At 56.3% G+C, this 26677-nt stretch carries 19 protein-coding genes; 11 read left to right on the top strand and 8 right to left on the bottom strand.

Going from position 1 to position 26677, the window contains the following annotated elements; all coding sequences use genetic code 11:
* The first annotated feature begins 95 nt into the window (after positions 1–95).
* From AC07OF_RS17225 to AC07OF_RS17235, 3 genes are all read left to right on the top strand, one after another.
* Positions 96–4991: a DEAD/DEAH box helicase gene (locus AC07OF_RS17225; RefSeq protein ID WP_495073267.1), complete on the top strand. Its 4896-nt coding sequence runs from the start codon at positions 96–98 to the stop codon at positions 4989–4991.
* Between the two features lie 482 nt (positions 4992–5473).
* The gene (locus tag AC07OF_RS17230) at positions 5474–5689 is read left to right on the top strand and encodes a helix-turn-helix transcriptional regulator (RefSeq protein ID WP_495073268.1); all 216 of its coding nucleotides are present in this window, start codon (positions 5474–5476) and stop codon (positions 5687–5689) included.
* Positions 5689–6744, top strand: coding sequence for an AAA family ATPase (locus AC07OF_RS17235; RefSeq protein WP_495073269.1), 1056 nt, complete (start codon positions 5689–5691; stop codon positions 6742–6744). The genes AC07OF_RS17230 and AC07OF_RS17235 overlap by 1 nt, the downstream gene beginning before the upstream one ends.
* Positions 6745–6839: 95 nt before the next feature.
* On the opposite strand, the gene AC07OF_RS17240 is transcribed toward AC07OF_RS17235, so the two are convergent.
* Complete coding sequence (locus AC07OF_RS17240) at positions 6840–7421, bottom strand: recombinase family protein (RefSeq protein WP_495073270.1); 582 nt, start codon at positions 7419–7421, stop codon at positions 6840–6842.
* A 226-nt stretch (positions 7422–7647) separates the two neighbouring features.
* Here AC07OF_RS17240 and AC07OF_RS17245 point away from each other — a divergent pair, with 226 nt between their 5' ends.
* On the top strand, positions 7648–8607 hold the full coding sequence (locus AC07OF_RS17245; protein WP_495073271.1) for a site-specific integrase: 960 nt from the start codon (positions 7648–7650) through the stop codon (positions 8605–8607).
* Between the two features lie 543 nt (positions 8608–9150).
* On the top strand, positions 9151–9516 hold the full coding sequence (locus AC07OF_RS17250; RefSeq protein WP_495073272.1) for a hypothetical protein: 366 nt from the start codon (positions 9151–9153) through the stop codon (positions 9514–9516).
* A 368-nt stretch (positions 9517–9884) separates the two neighbouring features.
* On the opposite strand, the gene mobI is transcribed toward AC07OF_RS17250, so the two are convergent.
* Positions 9885–10346, bottom strand: a complete 462-nt coding sequence (gene mobI / locus AC07OF_RS17255) for a conjugative transfer protein MobI(A/C) (RefSeq protein ID WP_495073273.1) — start codon at positions 10344–10346, stop codon at positions 9885–9887.
* A 646-nt stretch (positions 10347–10992) separates the two neighbouring features.
* Between mobI and AC07OF_RS17260 the strand changes: the two genes are divergently transcribed.
* Genes AC07OF_RS17260 through AC07OF_RS17270 form a run of 3 tightly spaced genes read left to right on the top strand, consistent with a single transcriptional unit; the run spans position 10993 to position 14377 of the window.
* Complete coding sequence (locus AC07OF_RS17260; RefSeq protein WP_495073274.1) at positions 10993–12558, top strand: recombinase family protein; 1566 nt, start codon at positions 10993–10995, stop codon at positions 12556–12558.
* Positions 12555–13469: a plasmid partitioning protein RepB C-terminal domain-containing protein gene (locus AC07OF_RS17265; protein ID WP_495073275.1), complete on the top strand. Its 915-nt coding sequence runs from the start codon at positions 12555–12557 to the stop codon at positions 13467–13469. Before AC07OF_RS17260 ends, AC07OF_RS17265 begins: the two co-directional genes overlap by 4 nt.
* A 2-nt stretch (positions 13470–13471) precedes the next feature.
* Positions 13472–14377: a plasmid partitioning protein RepB C-terminal domain-containing protein gene (locus tag AC07OF_RS17270; RefSeq protein ID WP_495073276.1), complete on the top strand. Its 906-nt coding sequence runs from the start codon at positions 13472–13474 to the stop codon at positions 14375–14377.
* 841 nt (positions 14378–15218) lie between these two features.
* Here AC07OF_RS17270 and AC07OF_RS17275 read toward each other — a convergent pair.
* Both AC07OF_RS17275 and AC07OF_RS17280 read right to left on the bottom strand, forming a co-directional pair.
* A complete protein-coding gene (locus tag AC07OF_RS17275; protein WP_157191073.1) occupies positions 15219–16472 on the bottom strand; it encodes an aromatic amino acid transport family protein in 1254 nt (417 codons plus the stop codon).
* A 272-nt stretch (positions 16473–16744) separates the two neighbouring features.
* The gene (locus AC07OF_RS17280; RefSeq protein WP_157191072.1) at positions 16745–17755 is read right to left on the bottom strand and encodes a zinc-dependent alcohol dehydrogenase family protein; all 1011 of its coding nucleotides are present in this window, start codon (positions 17753–17755) and stop codon (positions 16745–16747) included.
* Between the two features lie 141 nt (positions 17756–17896).
* On the opposite strand from AC07OF_RS17280, the gene AC07OF_RS17285 reads away from it, so the two are divergent.
* From AC07OF_RS17285 to AC07OF_RS17295, 3 genes are all read left to right on the top strand, one after another.
* Positions 17897–18397, top strand: coding sequence for a sigma-70 family RNA polymerase sigma factor (locus AC07OF_RS17285; RefSeq protein WP_157191071.1), 501 nt, complete (start codon positions 17897–17899; stop codon positions 18395–18397).
* Positions 18398–19345, top strand: a complete 948-nt coding sequence (locus AC07OF_RS17290; RefSeq protein ID WP_495073277.1) for a FecR domain-containing protein — start codon at positions 18398–18400, stop codon at positions 19343–19345. It begins immediately after the preceding gene.
* Between the two features lie 104 nt (positions 19346–19449).
* Entirely contained in the window at positions 19450–21924 is a 2475-nt protein-coding gene (locus AC07OF_RS17295; RefSeq protein ID WP_157191069.1) for a TonB-dependent siderophore receptor, read from the top strand.
* 34 nt (positions 21925–21958) lie between these two features.
* On the opposite strand, the gene AC07OF_RS17300 is transcribed toward AC07OF_RS17295, so the two are convergent.
* The 4 genes from AC07OF_RS17300 to AC07OF_RS17315 form a co-directional block, all read right to left on the bottom strand.
* On the bottom strand, positions 21959–22552 hold the full coding sequence (locus tag AC07OF_RS17300) for an HAD family hydrolase (protein WP_157191068.1): 594 nt from the start codon (positions 22550–22552) through the stop codon (positions 21959–21961).
* The gene (tesB, locus tag AC07OF_RS17305) at positions 22549–23418 is read right to left on the bottom strand and encodes an acyl-CoA thioesterase II (RefSeq protein ID WP_038606666.1); all 870 of its coding nucleotides are present in this window, start codon (positions 23416–23418) and stop codon (positions 22549–22551) included. The genes AC07OF_RS17300 and tesB overlap by 4 nt, the downstream gene beginning before the upstream one ends.
* Before the next feature lie 77 nt (positions 23419–23495).
* The gene (locus tag AC07OF_RS17310) at positions 23496–24065 is read right to left on the bottom strand and encodes a GNAT family N-acetyltransferase (protein WP_157191067.1); all 570 of its coding nucleotides are present in this window, start codon (positions 24063–24065) and stop codon (positions 23496–23498) included.
* 138 nt (positions 24066–24203) lie between these two features.
* Positions 24204–26189: a TonB-dependent receptor gene (locus AC07OF_RS17315; RefSeq protein ID WP_232478231.1), complete on the bottom strand. Its 1986-nt coding sequence runs from the start codon at positions 26187–26189 to the stop codon at positions 24204–24206.
* Positions 26190–26677: the final 488 nt, after the last annotated feature.

The following is a 26677-nucleotide window of genomic DNA, read 5'->3' on the forward strand; positions in this document are numbered from 1 at the left end:
CACTATCTTATCGCTCCAGTACTGGCCGAATTGCTAAACTGCGCCGATTTGGCGCCTGTAATGCGCCAGACGCAGACCAAAAGGAATTCCTACCGATGTCAGCCTTATCAGCTTTGCTGAATACCTACCGCAGCGCTTCTGTCACCGAACGCGAAAAAGGTACTTACTTCGAAGAGCTGATTTGCACTTACCTCCGTAATGAAGCCACCTACCGCGACCTGTACGACAAAGTATGGACGTATGCGGAATGGGCGAAGGAACAAAGCCTCAGTGGCAAGGATGCGGGCATTGATTTAGTGGCTCGCACCCAGGGCACCGGCGAGTACCACGCCATCCAGTGCAAGCTGTACGCCGAGGACTACAAAGTCCAGAAGAAGGACATAGACAGCTTCTTCACTGCCTCGGGCAAGGCGCCGTTCTCGCACCGCATCATCGTTGCCACCACCAACAACTGGAGCGAGCACGCCGAAGATGCATTGCAAGGCCAGCAGCCGCCGGTCAGCAAGATAGATCTACAAGCTCTGGAAGACAGCCAGATTGACTGGGCCAAATACCGGCCCAACCAGTCGGTGGTGCTCAAGACGCGCAAGCAGCTGCGCGATCATCAGCAGACCGCACTGAACGCCGTGGCCGCCGGCCTCAAGGATGCCGAGCGTGGCAAGCTGATCATGGCTTGCGGCACAGGCAAGACCTTCACTAGCCTGAAAATTGCCGAGCAGCAGGCCGGCAAGGGCAAGCGTGTACTGTTCCTAGTGCCCAGCCTGTCGCTGCTATCGCAGACCCTCACCGAGTGGACACAGGAAAGTGCAACCCCGCTCCACAGCTTTGCCGTCTGCTCCGACAGCGACGTAGGCAAGAAGCGCAAAGCCGAGGATGACGCGGTTCAGGTATTCACCCACGAGCTACGTTACCCGGCCACTACCAAGGCAGATCGCCTCGCGGCGGAAATGCTCAAGCGCCACGATGCCGACCACATGAGCGTGGTGTTCTCCACCTATCACTCCATCGACGTGATCAGCCGTGCCCAGGCAGATCATGGCCTGCCCGCTTTCGATCTGGTGATCTGCGACGAAGCGCACCGCACCACGGGAGCCACCTTTGGCGATGACGACGAAAGCAACTTCGTGCGCGTTCACGATGCCGACTACATCCGCGCCACCAAGCGTCTGTACATGACCGCCACGCCGCGCATCTACGGTGACAACGCGAAGATCAAGGCTGAGTCCGGCGAAGTCACACTTTGCTCGATGGATGACGACGCGCTATACGGCAAGGAACTGTTCGTCATCAACTTCTCCGAGGCCGTTCAGCGCGGCCTGCTCACCGATTACAAGGTGCTGGTACTCACCGTCGAGGAGAGCACCATCAGCCGCCGCCTTCAGGACATGCTGAAGGACGAGAACAACCAGCTCAAGGTGGATGACGCGGCCAAGATCGTAGGCTGCTGGAAGGCGTTGGCCAAGCAGGGCCTTCATGAGCAGCTTATAGGTGATGACGAGCCGATGAAGCGTGCCGTGGCTTTCTGCCAGGTTATCTCGCCCAACTACAAGGGCACCAAACACAAGGTCAGCTCTATCAACATCGCCAGCATGTTCCAGTCGGTGGTGGAGGCTTACCAAGAGTCTGAGGAAATCGAAGAGGCCTCACGACTGATCTGCGAGGCCGAGCACGTCGATGGCGGTATGAATGCCAGTGCCAAGGAAGCCAAGCTCAACTGGCTGAAGGAAGAACCGCCAGCCAATACCTGCCGCATCCTCAGCAACGTACGCTGCCTGTCCGAAGGCGTGGATGTGCCAGCGCTGGACGCCGTGCTCTTCCTCACCCCGCGTAATTCCCAGGTGGACGTGGTGCAATCGGTGGGCCGAGTGATGCGCAATGCACCGGGCAAAAAGCGTGGTTACGTGGTGCTGCCGGTGGTGATTCCTGCCGGCATGGAGCCCCACGAAGCGCTGAACGACAACCAGACCTACAAGGTGGTCTGGCAGGTGCTTCAGGCACTGCGTTCGCACGACGACAGCTTCGATGCCATGGTCAACAAGCTCGACCTGATCGGCTCTGACCCGCGCAAGATGGAAGTCATCGCCATCACCGACAAGGCCGAGAAAAAAGCTAGGAAAGCTAGCGGCACCAGCAACGGCCAGGCCGGCAAAGGCCAGTACGGCATTGGTGAGAAACGCACTAAGTACGAAGCCGAAGGCCAGATGACCCAGCAGGCCGAGCTGACCTACGAGGTGGGTGAAATCGAGAAGGCCATCTACGCCAAAATCGTCGACAAGTGCGGCAACCGCCACCACTGGGAAGACTGGGCCAACGACATCGCCAAAATCGCCCATACCCACATCGACCGCATCCAGGGCATTTTGGAGAACCCTGAATACACCAAGGAGAGAGCGACTTTCGAGGCCTTCGCCGCTGAGCTTCGCGATGATCTCAACGACAGCATCAGCGATGGCGAGATCGTCGAAATGCTTGCCCAGCATCTGGTAACCAAGCCAGTGTTCGATGCGCTGTTCGATGAATACAGCTTTGCCAGCCACAACCCTATGTCCAAGGCCATGCAAGGCGTACTGGACGCGCTTCATGAACATCATCTGGCCAAGGAAGCCGATACCCTGGAAAAGTTCTACGCCAGCGTGCGGCAACGCGCGGCCGGCATCGACAACGCCCAGGGCAAGCAGAAGATCATCGTCGAGCTGTACGACAAGTTCTTCCGCAATGCCTTCCCCAAGATGACCGAACGTTTGGGCATCGTTTACACCCCGGTCGAGGTGGTGGACTTCATCCTCCACAGCGTCAACCACCTGCTACAAAAGGAGTTCGGCCAAACCCTGGGCAGCAAGGGTGTTCACATCATTGACCCCTTTACTGGCACCGGCACCTTTATCACCCGCCTGATTCAGTCAGGCCTGATCAAGCCGGAAGAGTTGCCACACAAATACCGGCACGAGATCCACGCTAACGAGCTGGTACTACTGGCCTACTACATCGCTGCCATCAATATCGAAGCGGCCTACCACGGCGAAGTGATCGACGAATACACCCCGTTTGAAGGGATCTGCCTGACCGATACCTTCCAAATGTATGAGAAGGACGACCTGGTAGACGCGCTGCTGGAAGACAACAGCGCCCGGCGTAAGCGGCAGAAGGCGTTGGACATTCGGGTGATTGTGGGTAATCCGCCGTATTCGGCGGGACAGACTAGCGCTAATGACAACAACGCCAACGTTGGATACCCAACGCTGGACGAGCGAATTCGCACTACCTATGTTGTTCGTTCAGATGCCACCAACAAAAACGCCCTGTACGACAGCTACATTCGCGCCATCCGCTGGGCCAGTGATCGTATTGGCAATGCCGGCATCATCGGCTTTGTCACCAACGCCGGCTTTGTTGAGGCCAATACCGCCGATGGCTTGCGCAAGTGTCTGGCCGATGAATTCTCCAGCCTGTATGTGTTCCATCTACGCGGCAACCAGCGCACCAGTGGTGAAACCTCGCGCAAGGAAGGAGGCAAGATCTTTGGAAGTGGCAGCCGCGCCCCTATTGCAATTTCGCTGCTGGTCAAAAATCCCGACGCGCAGGCGCACGGGCAGATTTATTTCCATGACATTGGCGACTACCTAAGCCGCGAAGAAAAGCTGGAAAAAATCGAACAGTTCGCCAGCGTGGTCGGCATCGAAAACTGGCAAAGCATTACCCCGGATGAGCACGGCGACTGGCTCAAGCAGCGCGATGACAGTTTCAATCAGTTTATGGTATTGGGCGACAAGGGCAATAAACGGACATTGACGCAGTTCGAGAACTATTCAAATGGAGTGCAAACAAACAGAGATGCGTGGTGTTACAACCAGTCAAAGCTCTGTTTGGTGAAAAACATGGAAAGCATGATTTCTGTCTATAACGCCGAACTATCACGTTTCCAGCAAGAGCATGGCGATAAGGACAGAAAAACACGCGAAGACCTAGTTGATAATTTTATCAGCCTGGATGCTACTCAAATTAGCTGGTCAAGCAGCTTAGTTGCAGATCTTGTTAGGTTAAAGAAGGGTGTTTTTGACCAATCAAAAATCATGGTTTCGTTGTATAGACCATTCACTAAGTCTTGGATCTATTACGATAGGATGTTTAATCATCGCCCTTATCAAATGCCACACATATACCCTGATGCCTCCGTGGAAAATAGGGTTATTTGGACAACTGGTGTCAGCGCTTCAATGGCGTTTTGCTGTTTTATTAGTGACTGTGTCCCTGATCTTCAGGGGCCTGCAAAGGTGCAGTGCTTTCCTCTCTACCTCTACGACGAATCAGCTCAAGCCTCAGAACACGAACTTTTTTCAGAGCCGGTTGAGAGCGGCTTGCGCCGCCGAGATGCCATCTCTGACGCTGGTCTGGCTCACTTCCAGTCGGCTTACCCAGGCGAGTCGATTAGCAAAGAAGACCTGTTCTACTACGTCTACGGCATCCTCCATTCACCCGATTACCGAGAGCGCTATGCCGACAACCTGAGCAAGGAACTGCCGCGCATTCCGGCAGTGAAGAAAGCCGCCGACTTCTGGGCCTTCAGCAAAGCCGGCCGCGCCTTGGCCGACCTTCACCTTAACTACGAAACTGTCGAGCTGTACCCTCTGACCATCGAAACCAAGGGCCCGCTCACCAATGCCGATTACCGCGTAGAGAAGATAAAGTTCGCCAAGAAGGGCGACAAGAGCACTGTGATCTACAACCACCGCATTACCCTGAAAGGCATTCCCGAAGCGGCCTGGGACTACGTGGTAAACGGCAAGGCCGCACTGGACTGGGTTATGGAGCGCCAAGCCGTGCGCACCGACAAAGCCAGCGGCATCGTCAACGACGCCAACGACTGGGCCGTGGAAACCATGGGCAACCCCAAGTACCCACTGGAGCTGTTCCAGCGCGTGGTCACCGTGAGCTTAGAAACTCAGAAAATCGTCAAGGCGCTGCCCAAACTCGATATCGCTACAGATGACTAGTTGAGTCCGATCAAACGCTGAGCACTCAGTCAACTACTGCCCTGGTTGGGTCACCCTTTCCCAACCAAGGCGGAGCACCTGCTGATTGCCAGCCTGGCACTCTCATGTTAAACAGTCTCCGTCCCAAGCGATCCTTATCGATCCACAACGGTCCGCCACGTCGCCCTGGTAACGACGTTAAAAACTTTCGCCTCGTTCGCATCCGCTGAACGGGCCGCATCAGCTGCCATTAGTTGATTTGCGTATCTGGCCAGTACACTCTCAGCCCGTACTGCCACTAGAAGCCTTAGGACCCTAGAACTTCTGTAGCCCACAACGACCTCCGACGCTACCGAACATTAATCTCGGAAACGCGCACATACCTATGCGTGCGGCAAATGCCCGTGCTCGCTATATGGCCAGCCGATATCCGTCTTTTACCCTTTTTAGCAGTAGTGCCGGAGGACGCTGCCCCACGCTTCAGGACCTAGGACTCAAAACCTATGGCAATGCACGTTAGCAACTTTGACGACTTCGGCGACGATGACAAAATTCTTCGTTTACGCGATGTCGAGGCAATCGTCGGCCTAAAACGCTCAACAATCTATCGCAAAATATCGGAGGGCCATTTCCCGCGCCAACGCCTTTTGTGCGGCTCCAGCGTCGGCTGGCGTAACAGTGAAATCCAGGCTTGGATTCGGCAAAGGGAGGCGCTGTAATGCAGCGCCAAACGCCTAAACAATCAGGCTGGGCGGTAGAACTCACAGCAGCGGTCGACATTCCAGCGGAAAAAATCCAGTGGATATGGCCAGGCTGGTTACCAAGGGCAAAGCTATCAATTCTTGCCGGCGCTGGTGGGTGCGGTAAAACTACGCTGGCAATCTCGCTCGCCGCCACGCTCAGTAGGGGTAGTGACTGGCCAGACGGCAGCAAAGGTGAGACTGCTGGCAACGTCGTAATCTGGAGCGGCGAGGATGGTATAGCTGACACGATCATTCCTCGCCTTACGGCTGCAGATGCAGACCTAACCCGCGTGCACATCATCGAAGGGCTCAGGGATCAGTGTGGAAACAGGCGACAGTTTGATCCTGCAGCCAACTTTGCCCTTTTGAATGAGGCAACCGTACGGATTGACGGCGTCGCATTGCTTATTTTCGACCCACTGATCAATCTCATTCGTGGGGACATGCACCGAGCAAACGAAGTTCGACAGGGGCTACAAATGGTAGTGGATTTCGCAGAGCGACATTGTTGCGCTGTCCTAGGCATATCTCACCTGAGCAAAGGTGCGTCCCAGTCCTCCGCAGCTAATCGTGTAATAGGCAGCCAGGCATTCTCCGCACTCGCTCGGACTGTACTAGTGGCAGAGAAATGTCAGAATTCAGAAGCAAGGGTGCTTGTCCGAGCAAAATCCAACGTTTCGATTGATAGCGGAGGTATCGAGTATTTCGTTGAGCCCATCGTTATAGACGAGCAGCTGGAGACAACCTGCATCCGATGGGGAGCCGCCATCGAAGGAAGCGCTGAAGCCATCCTGGCTGCTGTCGAGCAACCGGGGGGCACAATACCAGCATCGGCGACTCAAGAAGCTTGCATTTTTCTTGACGCAGCACTGCAAGCAGGGCCCGTTGCAATCACTACGTTGCAGTCTTTAGCTGAGGAGTCTTGCATCTCTTGGGCGTCTGTTCGTAGAGCCCAGAAACAGCTGGGTATTCGCTCACACAAGACAGGTATGCAGGGCGGATGGGTATGGGCTCTGCCCGCCTCCCCCTGAAGGTGCTCAACACCCATCGAAGGTGCTCAATACTCATGTTGAGCACCTTCGTTATAATGAACGCCTTCGACTAACGAGAGAGTCTGTACGACTGATCACACTTCCCAGGCCACATTTGATTTCGGCGAACCGACGTAGCGGTATAGGGTTGTTCGAGAAACGCCATACCGTCGGGCAACATCGGTTACCTGTATCTCAGGATGTCTGAGAAGAGTCCGTATCTCGCGTACCTGACGATCATCCAGCGCAGGCTTGCGTCCCCCCTTCCGACCACGAGCCCGAGCCGCAGCCAGTCCTGCGCGAGTTCGCTCACGAATGAGGTTGCGCTCGAACTCTGCCAGCGCAGCGAAAACATGAAATATGAGCTTGCCGGCAGCGCTGGTAGTTTCGATTCGTTCGTTGATGGACTCGAAGGCCGCGCCCTCCTGTTCCAAGCGACTGACGATCCCAACCAGGTCAGGCAGAGAGCGGCCGAGACGATCCAGCCGCCATACGACCAGAGTGTCACCACTACGCAAAGCCTTGAGACAGTGCTCCAGCTCCGGCCTATCCGCTGACTTGCCGCTCATGGTCTCTTCGTAAACCACGTAGCACCCAGCCAGAGCAAGTGCATCTCGCTGCAGGTCGAGATTCTGATCATCAGTCGAAACTCGGGCGTACCCAATCCGCTTCCCCATACGTTTTTCTCACACTGATTTCGGTATGGGAAAATTGACAGGAAAGCGGTAAATCCCAAGCCCAAAAGCTCATCTGGAATAGGCGTGCTATAAACGACCGTTTACGGGACGGGCGTGCTCGTCAATTTCAGGCGCTGAAAGCGACCGAAAACGAATCCCAGAATACTTTCTATCGCTCAACATTTCCTTTAGCAGCTCAGCACCTGAGCTGAATGGAGGAGTGACCATGAAGCAGAGCTTCCATCTACATTTTGATCGGGACTTGAGCAAGGCCGGTTCGACGATCCTCTGGGAGGCAGTCCGGCGCGGCCGCCTCAGCCAACACGAGGCCATGATCCACGACCAGCAGTGGGCACAGTTTAGTATTTACGCCAAGGAGTCCCATGAGGTGGATATCCTTGAGTTCGTCAGTAAAAAACTGGTGCGGCAATACGGCGAAGAACTCTGTACGCAGGTGTACCACGGGAATCTTTCGGTGCAGACCGCGTTGGGCCTTCTTGAGACCGTGAGTTCAGTTATGACACTCGCGACCAGTGCTGCCTGGAAAGTCGTGATGCCTGATATTGGCTCTCCTGAGCATGCACGGATTACCGCCCCACACAGCCTTGATCAAGCGAAGTTCGAAGCCGCAGTGGAAGATGTTCAGACTCGCCTATCAGAGCACCTGGCGGCGGTGTTGATGTTAGTGCGGCACCTCGGCATCTCACTACGTGAAGCCGTTTTCTTCGACGCACAAGCGGCTCTAGAAGCAGCCAAGGGGGGCGAATGTATTTCTCTGGAAAGCGGTAAAAAAGGGCCATATACGGGCAGGACAATTAACATCTCTACGTCCAAACAGATCGCCGTTTTGGAGACTGCATCCGCCGTCCAAGATGTTCATCGCTATCCACAATCAAAGCAGACATGGCGGCTCTGGAAGCAAAACAGATTTCCTGCTGCTGAGGAGATTTTACTTGCTCATGGGCTGAGCTTCTGTGATTGCCGAGCAGCCTTCGCATGTGAGCTTTACGAGCAGTGGTCCGGTCATGAAGCCCCGATTCTTGGAGGGAGCGCTCCTAATGTCGAGGATCTAGAGGCGCGAAATCACATTGCCTACGAGCTCGGGAATTTGCGTATCTGGGAAACTGATGCGTATGTTGGTGCCCGAGCCAACCTGCGGAAGGAAGCCGCCGGCACCAGTCGCTAAGCCATCACACCGCAGATTTGGGATTAGATCAGGCGCCCTTAACCTTGGCAGATCTCGAATCAAAGGAGTCAGGGCATGGATCGTTTTGAGTTTCTTGTATATGCCGTGCTTGCCGTCATCAGTGCGCTGACTATCGCAGGTGTAATTGGCTATATGGTCGCAACGTATCTGGACAAGAAGCACGGCGACAATTGAGCCTTCAGCGGAACGACCAGATATCTGCAACAAACTGCCCGCTGCCCCTAGGCAGCGGGCGCTTACCCAAATCCATCGGCAAGGCACCCTACCGCTGCGATACGCAGTATTTTCCCAAGCCTATGAGGTCATGGGATGACTTCGTAGGGGCTGTCAATTTCCGCATAATAGCGAAAGTGACCGGAGCGCCGAAGCGTTTAGATCAGCGACATGCACGCCCGCCATGTGGCGAGCTAGCTCGACCAGTACGCTAAAACTCGTGCGCCGCCTCGCAGGCAACGTCTGTTCTTGGGTTTTCCGAAAGCCACCGGAGAGTGTCTAGCGACCTCATCTACCCGGAGCACCACCATGGAATTTCGTCACCTCGGTAACGGGCAGTACTTCCCACCTATTGCACCAAACGGTCGGGTTTACGCTGTACCTCTTGGACAGGAAACCCAGGTAGAAATTTTCTGCCTGACCCCAGTAGGTATCATTGGCGCGGGCATCCAATCGCACTGGTCAGAAATCGTTGGTTGTTACTACGACGACGAATCATGGGAGATCATCCCGCGCAATTACTCGGGACGAGGATTGCGCTTCCGTAGAGGCCTATCCTGCATCATGGTGATCGCAGGCAACGAAGCCATCACAACCCACATCCAGGGCTACCCCATCCCCATGTGCGTAATGAACCGCATTGCATTCGAACAGCAACGAGGCAGTGAGGGGTAGCGCGTCACCGTCACCACCCGCTACGCGACACGGGTACCAGCTAGGCCGACACCTACCAAAGATTATTTTATGAAAGTAAAGCCTTTCACTACTAATACAGATCGCAGTACGCCAGCCGACTCGGACTCACGCGTCACTGCTAATAGAAAATATAGCCTACAAGCCCCGCCTGTATGGCTTTGCCGGCTGGCCGCGGTCAGATGTAGCACCTTACACAGCTAATAGCCGCATCCTTCTAAAGCGCTACAGCATGTCGCGCAGGGGTTCACTGCTGATACAAGAAAGCCCCGTCAGACCAATATACACAGGGCTTCCGTGCGTTAAAGCCGGTTCAGGTCCATTTGGCACTGCTCATTAGCACTCGGCCTTTACTCTCCCGAATAAAGGTCGCCACGGTCGAGAGCTTGGTATCTAGACAGTTTCTTTTCATAAGCCACCAACGTCCGCCGCAGCTGGCGGTTCTCACTGGCGATGCGGCGAATCTCAGCAAGCTGCTCCTCAACCTGCAAAACCAGGTTGCGATAAGGGTATTTAACGAACTCGAACGAGGAAGTCGGATATTTGTGTTTGCCATTGCCCTTGGGAATAGTCAGGGGCGCGAATTTGTTTTTTTGCCCTTGCAATGGCACTAGTTTGCACCAGTAGATAGAGAACGCATTTGGGCTCACCTGCTTGATTGACACAGCAGCCACAACAGATCTGATCCCGGTCTTTTTGTACAGTTTCACGGACGCACTCACATAGGTTTGTACTAGGCTTCTCGCCTGCGCCAAAACCTGATCGTATTGCTGATCCAGTAGCGTGACTATCGTTTGTGCTTCTTTGCTCATGACCAAAGCTCCTCATTCTGTAAGAATCCAAATGATGACTGAACTCTTATCAATACAAACTCGCTTTCAAACGATTTTATCGACGGAAATTGGCAGAGACTTGAGTTAGTCCGGTATCGCTGATAAAGACTAAATGAGCCAAAATTATTTTTACCAAAAATGAAACCGCTTTAATCAGACTCAGTCTCGTTCACAGCAGACAAACAACTGTCGATTGCACTCACCGCCCGCATCAGGTCATTCCTCAATGATGGAAGCGTTGTTCGTATTATAGAGCTGCTTCGCCTTGACATATCGAGGAAAGTTGCCAATGCAGCGTCGGAGTGCTGTACAAGACGGGCTAGATGTTCACCGCGAGGACCACAAGTCCCTTTTAACCAGTTTTTTGCGGTACGTTCATTTGCATTCGTCCACCTCATCAATGTCTTCACAGCCTGGTGCGTCGAACCCAACTCACTTTGTAAAGCTAACGCCAGTCCCGACGCATACTCTTGTCTATCCGGAAAAGTTTTGCCCTTTTTAGGAAACATTTTTCCTCCTTAAGTCCTCTATGGTTGAAAAGGCACACCGCTGGCCTGAGTAGCAAGCAAAATGGGTGCGCCCGATGGAGCAAGTCCAGTGTGGATGCTCGCAGGAGCTATTGCGTATGCGCAGTCGAAAAAGTGCTCACTCAGGAAACTCCCTCCAAGCCCCAGGATTGGCAGCTGCTTATGTCCGGATGTCCACAGAACATCAGCAGTACTCAACTGAAAACCAGCTCGACACTATCAAGCTTTACGCAACATCACATTCTCTCGAAATCGTCAGAATTTATACCGACGCCGGAAAAAGTGGCCTTCGCTTAGAAGGACGTGATGCGCTAATTCAACTGTTCAGCGATGTAGAGAGCGGTGCACCCGGTTTTTCGACTGTTCTCGTCTACGACGTCAGCCGCTGGGGCCGCTTTCAAGATCCGGATTTGGCGGCCAGCTTCGAGGTCCGTTGCAGGCAGGCCGGCGTCTCGGTTCACTACTGCGCGGAGCAGTTCTCCAATGATGGCTCTCCCGTTTCTAACATCGTCAAAAGCCTGAAGCGCATGATGGCTGGCGAGTACAGTCGAGAGCTGTCTGTCAAAGTCTTTGCGGGACAATCCCGCCTCATTCAGCTGGGCTATCGGCAAGGGGGAATTGCGGGCTACGGGCTCAGGCGTCAGTTGGTGGACGCGGCTGGCACCCCCAAAGCGGAACTAGCAATTGGCGAACACAAAAGCATCCAAACCGACCGAGTAAAACTTGTTCCCGGACCACCAGTGGAGGTTTCAACCGTCCATTGGATCTATCAACAGTTTGTTGAAGCCGGTTACTCAGAGAAAGAGATCGCTCAACAACTAAATAGTCAAGGGCTTCGGAATGACTTAGCCAGGCCGTGGACCAAAGGGGGAATCCATCAGATCCTGACCAACGAGAAGTACATCGGCAACAACGTTTGGAATCGGTCCTCTTTCAAACTTAAAAAAGAACATGTACGGAATGATCCAGAGCACTGGATACGCGCGGACAGTGTCTTTCCCTCTTTAGTCGACCACGTAATATTCGCCGCCGCCCAAGAAATTATCCTGTCTCGCAGCTACCGCATGGCCGACTCCGAAATGCTGGAGAGGCTAAAAAAACTCTATGAGAAAGCCGGGTATTTATCCGGCATGATCATTGACGAGTCTGACGACTGCCCTTCCAGCACGGCGTATCAATACCGGTTTGGCAGCCTTCTGCGTACGTATTCGCTCATTGGCTACACCCCTTCACGGGACTACGACTACGTCGCCGCCAACCATCAGCTTCGACTGATGTATCCACTGCTGCTGGCTCGAACCGTGGAGCAAATTCAGCAAGTCGGGGGAAGAGTTGCAATAGACCCAACCAGTGACCTGCTCCTAGTCAACGAAGAACTACTGATTTCCCTCGTCCTGTGCCGATGCCAGCGCAGTGACTCGGGAGCAAATCGTTGGAAAATACGTTTCGATCTTGGCCTATCACCTGATATCACCGTTGCCGTCCGAATGGAACCCGGGGAAGAGATCGCCCGCGATTACTACATCCTGCCAACCATCGATATTCAACAGCCCAACATTCGTCTGAGTGAGTCAAACGCCTCCAGCCTGGAAATCTATCGTTACGACAGCCTCGAAGCCCTCGCGCAACTTTCTCGTCGAACTGTTGTGGGGAGAGCCGCATGAATATGCCGCAACAACCTCGAAGCCCACACCATGTTGGGGAAGCGACGACCGTTCTAATGGTCAGCCTGGATCGTATTCGCATCCTCAATCCCCGCGCGCGCAACAAGCAGGTATTTGCCAAACTGGTCGAAAACATTTCGAGCTTGGGCCTGAAGCGACCGATTACGGTCACTCCCAGCAGCGACCAAGACAATGCTGGTTTTTTCGAACTGGTCTGTGGGCAAGGTCGATACGAAGCCTTTTGTGCGTTGGGCGAGAGAGAAATTCCCTGTGTTGTCGTCAGTGCCGGTGAAGCCGACCGTTTTCTCATCAGCCTAGTCGAAAACCTGGCCCGTCGTAAGCACACGAACAAGGACCTGCTCTACTCTATTCAAATCCTGTCTGACCGCGGTTACACCACTAAACAAATCAGCATGAAAACCAGCCTGGACCCCACCTACATCAACGCCATTCTTCTGCTTTTACGTCAAGGGGAAGAGCGACTAATCGCAGCAGTCGAAAAAGGCTGGCTACCCATCTCGCTCGCGACAATGGTGGCTAGGTCGAGTGACACCGAAGTACAGATTGCGATGGTGGAAGCCTATGAAACGGGCGTCTTGAAAGGAGAGCAATTGCTTAAGGTCAGACGTCTGATTGATAGACGTCGATTTTTAGGAAAACACTACGGTCAAAAGCGATCAACCACCGAGCAACCGACGACGCCTCAAAAACTTCTAAGTACTTACCAGACCGAAGTTAGACGCCAACGAGTCATGCTCAAAAAAGCCGATATTAACGAGCAACGCGTACTGATCATTGTCACTGCTATGCGCCGACTGCTGGCTGACGACTATTTCTGTACGCTCCTACGCAGTGAGAACATCGCGGACATGCCCAAGTCGCTGGCAGACCGCATCCATGGAGAGGGGTGATCATGGGCCAGGTGAAACAAGGCTTTGAACGGCAGATCATCCCAGTCCCCCTCGACCGAATTCTTCCGACCCGATCTGTAGACAAGGATATAGAACAAACCAAAAAATACTTGACTATCCTAACTTCGATTCGGGAGTTGGGCGTCATTGAACCGCTGGCAGTGCATCGGCAACAGACCAATGTGGAGGGGGCAGCAACTTTCGTGTTGCTCGACGGCCATCTTCGCCTGCACGCCCTTAAAGCGCTGGGCGCTACTGAGGCACTGTGCCTGCTGTCAATCGATGATGAAAGCTTCACATACAACCGGCAGATCAACCGCTTAACTCCCGTGCAAGAACACAAGATGATTCTCACGGCTGTGCGTGAGGGCATTTCCCCCGCCCTGATCGCCAAGGTCTTGGGCATCAACATCGAGCGCATCCATGAACGGCAGCACTTGCTTGATGGCATCGCGCCCGAAGTGGTGGAAATGCTCAAAGTCAAAATGGTCAGCCAAGGAGTATTCCGCACATTAAGAAAAATGAAACCCATGCGCCAAATCGAAACCGTAGAGCTGATGATGTCCGCCAATTGCTTCACCCAGACCTACGCCGACATGGTGCTTGCTGCTTCACGTCCGGACATGCTGATCGAAAAAAAATCCAAGCTCTCCACCGAGGTCAGCGTCGAAGAACTGGCGAGGATGGAACGCGAGATGGAAAAGCTGTTTCACGATTACAAGGTCGTGGAGGACACGCTGGGAGAGACCATGTTGTTTTTGGTCGTTGCCAAGGGTTATCTCGCCCGTCTCCTGCGCAATGAAACCATTTCGGGCTACTTAACCCGTTGCCACGCCGAACTTCTAGATGAGTTAACCGCAATCATGGAGGCGGTTAGTTCCGATGCAAGAAAGCCAGAACGAGAGTGATTATTCGACTTAGCGAGGGTAGCGATATATTCAGCGATTCTGATGAATTTGGAACACAGAGTGTTGGCAATTTTTTAATGTCTTGAGGGTTTTGCCTGGACTCTCGGCATGACCAGAACTTCTGCTAGCAATTCAACACCTAGCGTCTCAACTGGGTGGGCTGGTTGCTGCCTGTCAATCGTCGATGAAACCCGTTTGTCAGCAGTCAACAAACCAATTGTAAAAACGATATCCCGCAGCCACCGACACTGCGCATGTTCCAAGACTTAATAGAGGCCACTGCCCCTCAATACCAAGCCACCACTGGACTTTGAACAAAAGTGCTCCCACAAGAATACAGGCCAGAACACCCAATGCCAGGCCAACCAACGCAAACAGCCGAGCCCCTAAACTTGGGTTTCCCCCGTGCCAGTTCTCGCTCAGGCAAAAAGGACAATGATTCGACGAAGGCAAGTAGCCCCAGAAACCACGGCTGTATGTCGCTCTCGGAATCATCGCTTTGCCACAGTTGTGACAGGTAACTATTGAATGCCTCACACCACACCTCAGATCAGATCGCCCTAGATGAGTCCATGGTGCGTTACCGCGAAAAATACCCAACAACATGACCCGACCGCTACCCAGCGTCCAGTTCGTCAATTCAACCTCTTTAAGAACCGTTCATCGGAATTGTGTGTGCGGGGCATTTGTGGGGGCACTTCCTTAACAGATAAAATAAAAATTTATTAAAAACATATAGTTATGATTTCTATTGAAATCCCCCCGGTTCCACCAAACACGCAAAACGAAAAAGGCATCTGACGCTCTGCGCAGATGCCTTTTTTGTTGCCTTAAATTCCCCTTACCAGCCCCCAGGCAACCAGCCCAGTGCACTGGCAATCGCATAGGCCATGCTGCACAGGTACAAAATCACCACCAGTACCTGAATCAGCGGATGAGCGATCCAGCCACACTGCCAGGCGGGAACAATGTCACCGTTCTTGCGCGCCGAACGCAGCATCAGGATCGGCATGATCGACAGGATCACGCCACTGAACACCCCGGCGAAGTACAGGGCGTTGACGAAGCCGACCATGCCACTGTAAGCCAGGATGAATGGCGGTACGCAGACGATACCAAGCACCAACAGACGGTTCTTGGGGTTGCTTTCCGAGCCCAGGCTTTTGAACTTGTCGAAGATGTTGGTCAGGAAGCTGCCGCCCAGGCCCCAGTAAGACGTCATCATGGCGCACAGGGCAAAGGTGTTGGCGGTGTAGAACGCCCACTGCCCAAGAGCCTGGCCCCAGGCCAGGGTGGCGACTTCGGTCTGGTTTTCCAGGCCGTTCAGGGCAATCACCGACATCGGCACGATCGCCAGCAAGATGAAGGTAATCACCATCCCGGTGATAACTGCGACAGGCAGGCGCTTGGGGGCATGGCTGAAACCACGGGCCATTTCCGGCACCACGTACTGCGCCGAAAAACAGAACACGGCAATGTTGAACACCGGGATCATGTAGATCCAGCTGCCCTCGAACAGGTTGGCAAAATCGGTGCGCTCGTTGATCAATGTCGCAATCACCAGCACCAGGGTCATCGAGACCATACCGATACTGATGAACTTTTCACCCTTGCCGATCGCCTTCAGTCCCAGGTACAGCACAAATGCCGCAGGCAGGAAGAACAGCAGGCTGCCCAACGCCGGACTGATACCGAAGAACTCGCTGAGGATCTTGCCGCTGCCGCTCATGTAGGCGGTCAAGGCGCCGATGCTGTTGACCGCCACCGAAAGGAAGATCGCCCAGGCACCGAAGGAGCCGACATAGCGTTGCGCCAGACCGCTCAACTGATGATGGCTGCGGGTACGCAAGGTCGTTTCCGAGACATAGAGCATGGAGATGGTGGTGAAGACACCGGCAACCGCCAGCCACAAAAGCAGCGGCATGTAACCGGCCAGACGGCTGGCGTAGGCCATCGACAACACGCCGGCACCGATGTTGGTGCCGACGATCATCGCCACGGCCTCGACGAAGGTCAGGCGTTTGACCTCCAGGCCCGATGATTCGGAAACGGACGCGTCAGCACCGCCCACGGCGATGTTGGGGTTTACACTCATGATCACACTCACTGCTATTTATATTTATTACCGGAAGCACCTGAAACGATGCGTCACAGGCCCATCGTCAGGACGAAGGCGCTGTGCCATGGATTTTTCGAGCGGCGGGCAAAATATCACACAAGGTGTTTGAAATAACATTCATTCGAGGCGTGAGAGTGTGAACCGAGATTTCAGGAAATTTGTTTAAAAGCAGGTGGTTAGTGATCTTCAGCGTTGTAGCGCAGAGGTCAAGCCCGACCAAGGTCGGGCTGCCTCGCAGGCGAGTACGATCAGAATTCCAGGCAGATCTTGCCGAAATGCTGGTTGCTTTCCTGGTAGCGGAACGCATCGACGATCTGCTCCAGAGCGAAGGTTTTGTCGATCACCGGACGCAAACCGTTGGCATCGATTGCCCGCACCATCGCCTGCTGCTGGGCTCGGCTGCCGACCAGTACCCCTTGCAAGCGGATCTGGCGTACCAGTGCCTGCACCAGCGGCAGCTGGCCAGCGACCCCGGTGAGAATTCCGATCAGCGAAATGTGCCCGCCAATACGCGCGGCGATCATCGATTGCTCGAGCGTCGCCGGGCCGCCCACTTCGATGACGTGATCCACTCCACGATTGCCCGTGAGCTGGCGTACCGTTTCGCCCCAGGCCGGCGTCTTGCGGTAGTTGATCAGGTGATCGGCGCCCATGGCCTTGAGGCGTTCGAGTTTCTCGTCACTGGACGAGGTGGCAATCACCGTGGCGCCGGCCAGTTTGGCGAATTGCAGGGCGAAGATCGAAACACCGCCAGTGCCCTGCACCAGCACGGTATCGCCCGGTTTGAGTGAGTCGTCGGCCATCAGCGCGCGCCAGGCGGTAAGCCCTGCGGTGGTGAGGGTCGCCGCCTCGGCATGGCTGTAGCCTTTGGGGGCATGGGTAAACGAGGTAGCACGCGCGGTGACCTGTTCGCGGGCATAGCCATCGATACCGTCTCCTGGCACCGTGGCAAAGCCTTCCACCAGCGCCTGGCCGTCGAGCCAGTCGGGGAAGAAGGTGCTGACCACGGCATCGCCCACTGCAAATTCCGTCACGCCGCTACCCACTGCCGTGACCACACCGGCACCGTCAGCCATGGGGATGCGCGACTCGGTCGGTCCCCACATGCCGCTGACCACGGCAAAATCGTGATAGTTGAGCGAGTTGGCGTGCAGACGAACGCTGATCTCGCCAGACTTGGGTGCGGCCGCCTCGCAGGTACCGACTTGAACCTTGTCGTAACCACCGCCCGCCTGGACATAAATAGCCTTGCTGGTCATGCGAACCTCCTGGTTGGATCGGGTAAATAGCTGATCAGTCTTTGCCTCGGCTTGGCAGCGGTCAAGCGCCAGTACTTGCGAAATATCCAGACAAACAACAATAATGCGACTAATTATCAATTACTGCGCTGGTTGTCGTTCATGCCCGCTCCCGATCATGCCGCTCTGCATACGCTCTACAGCGAACACCACGGTTGGCTGAAAAGCTGGCTACGCGCCCGCCTGGGCAACGCCAGCGATGCTGCTGACCTGGCCCAGGACACCTTTATCCGGGTACTGACCGCGCGCAATGCCCAGACCATTCGCGAGCCACGCAGCTATCTGGGCGCCATCGCCAATGCACTGATGATCGACAAATTCCGCCGCAAGGCGCTGGAGCAAGCTTATCTTGCCGAACTGGCAAGCCGCCCGGAACGGATGGCCGATTCACCGGAAAAACGCTTGCTGATCCTCGAAACCCTGGTGGCTGTCGATACCCTGCTCGACGGCCTGGGTGAACGCACCCGCCGCATCTTCCTCGCGGTGCAACTGGAAGGCCTGAGCTATGTCGCCACTGCTGAGCGCCTGGGGGTTTCGGTCACCACGGTGAAGAAGCACCTGATCCGTGCCATGACCCATTGCCTGCTGCTGACGGACGACTGAATGGCTCAAGCTCTGGATTACCGTACCCTCGAAGCCGCTGCCACCTGGTACGTCCAGCTCAACGCAGCGCAGCCCAGTGACGCCCAACTGCAAGCCTGGCAGGACTGGCTGGGCAAAAGTCAGGCGCATGCCCAGGCCTGGGCCCGGGTAGAAAAGCTGCAACGCCAATTTGGCAGCCTGCCGGCCGATGTCGCCCTGCCGACCCTGGCTGGCGTCCGGGCGCGCCGTCGCGCAGTGGTAAAGACCCTGGCCATGCTCCTGGCCGTCGGCGCCACCGGCTGGAGCGTGCATGAGAGCACCCCGGCGCTGGCGCTGATGGCCGAACTGCGTACCGCCAAGGGGCAACGGCGCCAGGTCAGGCTCAGCGATGGCAGCCAGCTCGAACTCAACTCCGACAGCGCCGTCGATATTCACTTTGATGGCCAGCAGCGCCAGTTACGCCTGTACCGCGGCGAGATCATGGTGCAAACCGCCAGCGACCCCGCCGCCCGCCCCTTCGAGGTGCAGACCGCCGAGGGCCGCGTGCGCGCCCTGGGTACACGCTTCAGTGTGCGCAGCGACGACGGCCAGAGCCGGGTCAGCGTGTTGCAGCACGCGGTGGAGATCCGTCCTGTGGATAACCCGCTGCTGATGCTGCGCCTGGAAGCCGGGCAATCGGTCAGCTTCGACCAGCGGCAGATCGGCAGCACCCATAGCGCTGCACCCGGCACCGGTGCCTGGACCCAAGGAATGCTGACGGTGATCGAATGGTGCCTGGCCGACTTTGTCAGCGAGCTGCGCCGCTATCGCCCGGGCATGCTGCGCTGCGCTGAAGGCATTGCCGATTTGCGCCTGTCCGGCGCCTTTCGCATCGACGATACCGACACCATTCTGGAAAACCTCAGCGCCTCGTTACCGGTCAAGGTGCGCTACCTGACCCGCTACTGGGTCAGCATCGAAGCGGTCTGAATAATTTCAACAAAAGGGTTGCCGATTTTCATTCTCATTCGGCTACGCAGTTAAAGCAGCAAATTCAGCTGCACCTCTGCCCAGCCAATCGAAGGAAAACCTGCATGACCCGTATTTGCCCCCGGGCACCCCGCCCTCTGGTTCGCGCCGTTCACCTGGCGTTGTTCGGCCTGACCCTGGCGCCGCTGCCGATGCTGGCATTGCTGCCGGCGCAGGCCATGGCACAGAGCGCCAGCAAAAATTTCCAGATCGCTCCGGGGGCACTGGGCACCAACCTCAGCCTGTTCGCCACCCGCGCCAACATCACCCTGTCGTTCGATGCCCGAGAAACCCAGGGAAAACAATCGGCCGGGCTGCAGGGCGACTATTCGGTGGAAGAAGGCCTTGCGCGCTTGCTGCAGGGCAGCGGCCTGCAGGCCCAGCGCCAGAGCAACGGTGGCTATGTACTGATCCCGGCCAGCAACGGTGACGCCCTGGAACTGGGGGCAACCAGCATCAACGGCCAGCTTCTCGGCGAAACCACGGAAAACACCGGCTCCTACACCACCGCCGCCTCCCGGACCGCAACCAAGCTGCCGTTGTCGATTCGCGAAACGCCGCAATCGATCACCGTTGTCACGCGCCAGTTGATGGATGACCAGGGCGCCCAGAGCATCTCCGATGTGTTACGCAATACTCCCGGTGTATCGGCGCAGACCTACGACAGCGACCGCACCGAATTTTCCAGCCGCGGCCTGGTCATCACCAACTACCAATATGACGGTGTGAACACCATTTATGACGGTGTTTATGACGAGGGCACCGCCCATGTCGACATGGCCATCTATGACCGGGTCGAAGTGCTCAAGGGCGCGACCGGCCTGATGACCGGCTCCGGCGATCCTTCCGCGACGGTGAACCTGATCCGCAAGAAACCCACCGCACAGTTCCAGGCCTCGCTCACCGGCAGTGCCGGCAGCTGGGACAACTATCGCGGCGAAGGCGATGTTTCCGGACCGCTTAACAGCAGCGGCACCCTGCGCGGCCGTTTTGTCGGCGCGCAACAGGACAAGAAGGGTTATCAGGATCACTACCAGCAGAAGAAAGAGGTGTACTACGGCATTCTCGAAGCCGACATCACTCCTGACACCCTGCTGACGGTCGGCATCGACCAACAGAACACCACCCCACGCGGCACCTCCTGGACCGGCAACCCGGTGTATTTTGCCGACGGCGGCCGTACGGATTTCTCCCGTTCATTCAATCCGGGCGCCGACTGGAGCCGTCGCGACTTCCAGAACCGCACCTACTTCGCCTCCCTGGAACAGGCACTGGCCAACGACTGGTCACTCAAGCTCAGCGTCAACCAGCTGCAAAGCGACCACGACACCCGCCTGGCGTCGGCCAGTGGCGGCTCACCGGACCGCGACGGCAACGGCATGTTCTTCTTCTGGGGGCGCTGGGAAGGTCATCGGGTACAAAACTCTGCCGACCTGAACCTCTCCGGACCTTTCAGCCTGTTCGGCCGCCAGCATGACCTGGTCGTCGGTTATAACACTGCCCACTCACGCCAGACCGGCAGCACCTGGGACACCAGCGAATTCGCCATGGTTCCGGGCAGCATTTTCGATTGGGACGGCCATATCGGCGTGCCGGACTTCCCGAAAAACGGCAAGTATGAACAGAAGAAAAGCCAGAACGGTGCCTACATCGCCACCCGCCTGCGCCCCACCGATGAGCTGTCGGTGATCCTCGGTACCCGTGTCAGCACCTTCAAGTACCACGATAACTACGATTACGACGGTCTGAACCCGACTGTCTTCGCCGACAACTCCGCGAGCTACAAACAGCATGGCGTGGTCACGCCCTATGCCGGCGTGGTGTATGACCTGAACGACACCTATTCGGTGTACACCAGCTACACCTCGATCTATCAGCCGCAGAGCAACAAGGACGCCAACGGCGCCACTCTCGACCCGGTCGAAGGCGACAGCTATGAAGCCGGTCTGAAGGCGGCTTACTTCGACGGCCGACTCAATGCCAGCCTGGCATTTTTCCGTATCGAGCAGGACAACGTCGCCGAGTCGATCGGCTCCAACCCGCTCACCAACGAGGGCATCTACAAAGCCACAAGCGGCGCAACCACCAAAGGCCTGGAACTGGAAGTTGCCGGTGAGCTGATGGAAGGCTGGAACCTCTCGGCCGGCTACACCTATGCCCGCTCCCGCGATGCCGACGAACAACACATCTACGGCTTCCCGATGAGCACCAGCAAGCCTGAGCACCTGGTGCGTGTGTTCACCACTTACCGCCTGCCAGGCATGCTGGACAAGGTCACCGTCGGTGGTGGAGTGAACTGGCAGAGCGCGTTTTACGGCAAGATCTACAGCGGTGCGGTGAACGACTACACCTACATCAAGCAAGGCGGCTATACCCTGGTCGACCTGATGAGCCGCTACCAGTATGACGAGCACCTGAGCTTCACGGTCAACGCCAACAACGTGTTCGACAAACGCTACCTGAGCGGGCTGGGCAACTTCGACACCACCTACTATGGTGAGCCGCGCAATGTGATGCTGACCACGCGTTGGGACTTCTGAGGCCGTATCGCGGGGCTTGCCCCCGCGATGGATTTCAACCCTGAAGCAACGCCTGCAACGCCCGGCAATCCGCCGCATGCCAGTCAGCCAATTCCGGCCATGGATTGTCGGGCAGGTTGACCAGGACGGTCCGGGTCCCCGCCGCACGACCGCAATCGAGGTCAAAGCGGTAATCACCGACCATGACCATCTCTGCAGGCGCCACATCCCACGCCTCGGCCAGCTTCAACAAGCCACCGGGGTGCGGCTTGGGTGGCGCTTCATCACGTCCCAGCACGTACGGTTCGGCAAAGCAGTCGGCCAGGCCGATGGTTTGCAGCGTGACATGCGCCAGTTCCCGCGCATTGCGGGTGAGGATACCCAGCTTACAGCCGCGTCCGGCCAGCTCACGCACCAGTTCCACGGCACCGACCGCAGCCTGCGAGCCAATCGCCAGATCACGTTCATGCTCCAGCAACCAGGCGTGCTTGGCCGCAGCTTCGGCAGCGGGCAACGCCGCCAAGTGAGTAAGGATGTCATCCGCCGGCGGAATCTCCAGGGCTTCGCGAATGGCCGCGAAGTCATGCACCGCGACGGTCAGGGTGCCGTCCATGTCGAACACCCAGTGACGAATATCCTTAAGGCTCATGCCCAGTCCTTGCGCTGACGGATCAGGCCTTCCTGGCAGGACGAAGCCACCAGTTGCCCGGCCTGGTTGAAGATGTTGCCACGGGAAAAGCCGCGGGCATTACCCGCCCAGGAACTGTCCATGGCATACAGCAGCCACTCGTCAGCGCGCAGATTGCCGTGGAACCACAGCGCATGATCGAGGCTGGCGACCTGCATGTCCTTCTGCCACACCGATTTGCCATGCGGCAGCAACGAGGTGGTCAACAGGCCGAAGTCCGAAGCATAGGCGAGCATGTACTTATGCAGTGCAGGCACATCCGGCAGGTTCCCGTCAGCCCGGAACCAGATGTACTTCACCGGCTCGCCCGGCTTGGGATTGAACGGGTCTTCTGCGGTGACCGGGCGCATTTCGATCGGCTTGGCGCACAGCATCTTGTCGCGGATCGCCTCTGGTAGACGGTCGGCCATGCGTTGGGCCAGCTCCACTTCCGAAGGCAGGTTTTCCGGGCCAACCACCGCAGGCATCTGCGTCTGGTGGGCGAAACCCTCTTCGTCATACTGGAACGATGCGCTGCAGGTAAAGATCGGCTGGCCCTTCTGGATCGCCGTCACCCGCCGGGTACTGAAACTGCCGCCATCGCGTACCCGGTCAACCGAGTAAACCACCGGCATCGTCGCATCACCCGGACGCAGGAAATAACCGTGCAATGAATGCACATGGCGGGCTTCTTCGACCGTCTGGCTGGCGGCCGACAACGACTGCCCCAGCACCTGGCCACCGTACAGCTGGCGAAAACCCAGATCCTGACTGCGTCCGCGGAACAGGTTTTCCTCAATGGCTTCCAGACTCAGCAAGTCGACCAGATCGTCCAACACGTGGCTCATTCAAGATTCTCCAAAGCAATGCGCAACTGCGACAAATGATACAGGGTTTGTCATAGCTCACCTGTATGTTGTGCAATTCAGCCACGCAGGGTCTGTTGCCACTGGGCCCGGTTGATGCGGTACAGCACATGGGCCCGCAAGGGGTGGTCCTCGGGCAGTTTCGGGTGCAGGAAACTGCCGGCCAGGTCCTGTTGCATGCCAATGGCCTGCATGACCTTCTGCGACGGTAAATTGCTTTCAGAAGTGAACGACACCACCTGCTCCAGGCCCAATTGGGCAAAGGCACAACGCAGGCTGGTCCAGGCCGCTTCGCTGGCGAATCCCAGGCCCCAATGGCGGCGAGCCAGGCGCCAGCCGATCTCCACGGCTGGGGCAAAATCGGCATCGAAGCTGACATTGAGCAAGCCGGTCATACCGATGAAGGCACCGGAATCCTTGCGTTCCAACGCCCACAAACCAAAACCGTACTCATTGAAATGGCCGCGGATGCGGCCGATCAGTGCGGCGCTTTCAAGGCGCGTCAGCGGGGCGGGAAAATAACGCATGACCTGAGGGTCGGCGCACAGGGTGGCGAACTCGCCGAGGTCGTCATCCTGCCATTGGCGCAGCACCAGTCGTGCGCTTTCCAACTCGAGTATGGGGGTCATCGCCTGCTCCTGAACACATCACCTGCAGTTTACAGCGTAGGCAGATGTAGCAAAGCTGGCGATCAGGGGCCAGGAAAAATCACAGTCTCGACAGCGCCGGCCAGGCCATCACTGTCGAGACATTCAGGGCGGGGGCAATCAGAACGTGAAGCTTGCAGTCAGCTCCGCCGAGCGGCCCGGTGCCACGGTGGCGAACAGACCAACATGGGACGCATCGTAGATGGTTTCGTCGGTCAGGTTGAGGACGTTGAGTTGCAGGTCCAGATTCTTGCTGACCTTGTAGCCAACCATTGCATCGTAGCGCCAGTAGTCATCCACGGTAATGGTGTTGGCGTCGTTCATGTAGCGATCATCCATGTAGTTGGCCCCGCCACCGACTCTCCAGCGGTCGGTGATGTCGTAGGAACTCCACAGGCTGAAACTGTTGGGTGCAATGAACTTGGACTGATTGCCGTCGTTGCTGCGGTCACCACCGGACTTCACCACTTCGGCGTCCAGGTAGGTGTAACCGGCCCAGATGGCCCAGGCGTCGGTGATTCGTCCGGTTGCCTGCAGCTCGAAGCCGGTAACTTTCTGATCGCCATCAAGGGCCACCAGGCCGGTGAGCGGGTCGGTTACACGGGCGTTGGTTTTTTCCGTGCGGAAAACCGCGGCGGTCAGCGACAGTTGCTCGTTGAGCACATCCCACTTGGTACCCAGTTCCACACTACGGGCTTTTTCCGGATCCAGGTTGGCCTTGTTGCCGTTCAGGTTACCGGCACCCGCACCATCAGCACCGCCAGACTGGGTGTTTTCCCCCGAGGGGTTGGACGATGTGCCGTAGGACAGGTAGATGCTGCCATTGGGCATAGGCTTGAAGACTACGCCGACCTGGTAGTTCCACAGTTCGCTGGACGACTCGGCACCACCGGCAACGCGGTTTTTCACGTCGTAGTCGTCATAACGCAAGCCCAGGTTCAGGTCCCACTGTTCGTGCAGTCCCAAGGTGTCGAAGGCGTACAGCGATTTGACCTCGGTCTGGTACTTGCTGGTGACCTGGCCAGTACCTGGCAACAGCGTCCAGCCACCGTCATGGGGGTTGGGGTTTTCCAGGTCGGCAGGACGACCGTTATTACCTTTGTGCTTATCCTTGTCGGTGATGGTTTCGCGGCTGAGTTCCAGACCGGTGGCATAAGTATGTTTGATGTTGCCGGTGTGGAAAGTACCAAACAGGTCGGTCTGGTTGATCAACGTCGTGTTGACCACATTGCGTGGCCGGAAACCCCGCCCGACCAGTCCGCTTTCTTCTTGCCCAACGTTGGCAAACACCGGACGGCTCATGACGTAGTTCTGCATGCTACGACCACCACGCAAGGTGTTTCGTGCTTTCAGCTCTTCGGAAAAGTCGTGTTCGAGAATCAACGTTGCCAGATCGGCAGAGGTTTTGCGGAAGTCGCGATCGACCAGACCGTAGAAGTTGTCACGATCAACGTCGGCCGGCTTGTTGGTTATCAGCGAAATCGGGTGCCCCTGATCAGGAATGTCATCTGTCTCAAGGTGGTAGTAACTGGCGGTGACACGGGTCGGTCCCTGCAGGCCCCAGGTGATGGTCGGGGCAATACCCCAGCGCTTGACCTCGACATCGTCACGACCGGGGGTATCGGCTTCGTGCTTCATCGCATTCAGGCGCAAGGCCAGGTCCTGCTCTGGCAGGTACTGGTTGATATCAATGGTGCTGCGCCACAGCTGGTCAGTACCCATGGTGACGGTGCCGGCGATGGAGTCATCCATCTTTGCCGCCTTGCTCACCAGGTTGATCGTGCCGCCGGTCGACCCCCTACCGCTATAGGAAGAGCCCGGGCCTTTGACGATTTCCACCGATTCGACGTTGAACGCCTCATGGGACATGCGCCCCAGGTCACGCACGCCATCAATCTGGATGTCTGTACTGGCTTCAAAGCCACGAATGAACGGACGATCGCCCAGCGGAGTGCCACCTTCGCCAGCGCCCAGGGTAATGCCCGGGGTAGTGCGCAGCACATCGGTCAACGAGGTTGCGCCACGCTCTTTGATCAAGGCTTCATTGATGATGGTGATCGACTTGGGCGTTTCAAGAAGGGGCGCGGTGAACTTTGGCGATGACATTTCATCGACTTTGAAAGTTTCGTGAGGCTTCCCGGTGATATCGGTTGCATCCAGTTCCACCGCTGTTGCCGGCTGCGCAACGGTGGTAGCGGAAGTTTCAGCCAGACTGCCGGAAGACCAGGAAGCCACTGCCAAGCCAAGTGCAGTGTAAAGGTGACCTGATTCTGAACGACGTGTTATTTCAGCCTTATGTGCCATTAGTATTGCCACCATCAGAAAATGATGCGCAATGCTATTTACGAGGAATTATCAGATGAAGCGAATTTACATTATTTACGCAGAGTAACAATTCGTTTCCAACGACAAAACTTAGTTACATATATTTAGTTACACACATTAAGTTACAACTTGCACTTCGACAGTGCCATCCACTCCAACTTGCAAGCTACGACAAACACTAAAACGCTTTGTTCAATCGCGCCGTTTATCGCCCTCGCCCCATAAAGATTTTTTTCACATCCACTTCACCTGCTCTCCACGGGGTGTCG

This window comes from Pseudomonas sp. GW821-FHT10B02, assembly GCF_059415665.1.

Bases quoted from the DNA above. Each gene is read 5' to 3' on its own strand.
- AC07OF_RS17300 (WP_157191068.1), bottom strand. From the start codon at position 22,552: ATGAGCCTTAAGGATATTCGTCACTGGGTGTTCGACATGGACGGCACC.
- AC07OF_RS17315 (WP_232478231.1), bottom strand. From the start codon at position 26,189: ATGTCATCGCCAAAGTTCACCGCGCCCCTTCTTGAAACGCCCAAGTCG.
- AC07OF_RS17225 (WP_495073267.1), top strand. From the start codon at position 96: ATGTCAGCCTTATCAGCTTTGCTGAATACCTACCGCAGCGCTTCTGTC.
- AC07OF_RS17245 (WP_495073271.1), top strand. From the start codon at position 7,648: ATGAAGCAGAGCTTCCATCTACATTTTGATCGGGACTTGAGCAAGGCC.
- AC07OF_RS17250 (WP_495073272.1), top strand. From the start codon at position 9,151: ATGGAATTTCGTCACCTCGGTAACGGGCAGTACTTCCCACCTATTGCA.
- AC07OF_RS17230 (WP_495073268.1), top strand. From the start codon at position 5,474: ATGGCAATGCACGTTAGCAACTTTGACGACTTCGGCGACGATGACAAA.
- AC07OF_RS17285 (WP_157191071.1), top strand. From the start codon at position 17,897: ATGCCCGCTCCCGATCATGCCGCTCTGCATACGCTCTACAGCGAACAC.
- mobI (WP_495073273.1), bottom strand. From the start codon at position 10,346: ATGAGCAAAGAAGCACAAACGATAGTCACGCTACTGGATCAGCAATAC.
- AC07OF_RS17265 (WP_495073275.1), top strand. From the start codon at position 12,555: ATGAATATGCCGCAACAACCTCGAAGCCCACACCATGTTGGGGAAGCG.
- AC07OF_RS17235 (WP_495073269.1), top strand. From the start codon at position 5,689: ATGCAGCGCCAAACGCCTAAACAATCAGGCTGGGCGGTAGAACTCACA.
- AC07OF_RS17295 (WP_157191069.1), top strand. From the start codon at position 19,450: ATGACCCGTATTTGCCCCCGGGCACCCCGCCCTCTGGTTCGCGCCGTT.
- AC07OF_RS17290 (WP_495073277.1), top strand. From the start codon at position 18,398: ATGGCTCAAGCTCTGGATTACCGTACCCTCGAAGCCGCTGCCACCTGG.
- AC07OF_RS17240 (WP_495073270.1), bottom strand. From the start codon at position 7,421: ATGGGGAAGCGGATTGGGTACGCCCGAGTTTCGACTGATGATCAGAAT.
- tesB (WP_038606666.1), bottom strand. From the start codon at position 23,418: ATGAGCCACGTGTTGGACGATCTGGTCGACTTGCTGAGTCTGGAAGCC.
- AC07OF_RS17275 (WP_157191073.1), bottom strand. From the start codon at position 16,472: ATGAGTGTAAACCCCAACATCGCCGTGGGCGGTGCTGACGCGTCCGTT.
- AC07OF_RS17280 (WP_157191072.1), bottom strand. From the start codon at position 17,755: ATGACCAGCAAGGCTATTTATGTCCAGGCGGGCGGTGGTTACGACAAG.
- AC07OF_RS17260 (WP_495073274.1), top strand. From the start codon at position 10,993: ATGCGCAGTCGAAAAAGTGCTCACTCAGGAAACTCCCTCCAAGCCCCA.
- AC07OF_RS17310 (WP_157191067.1), bottom strand. From the start codon at position 24,065: ATGACCCCCATACTCGAGTTGGAAAGCGCACGACTGGTGCTGCGCCAA.
- AC07OF_RS17270 (WP_495073276.1), top strand. From the start codon at position 13,472: ATGGGCCAGGTGAAACAAGGCTTTGAACGGCAGATCATCCCAGTCCCC.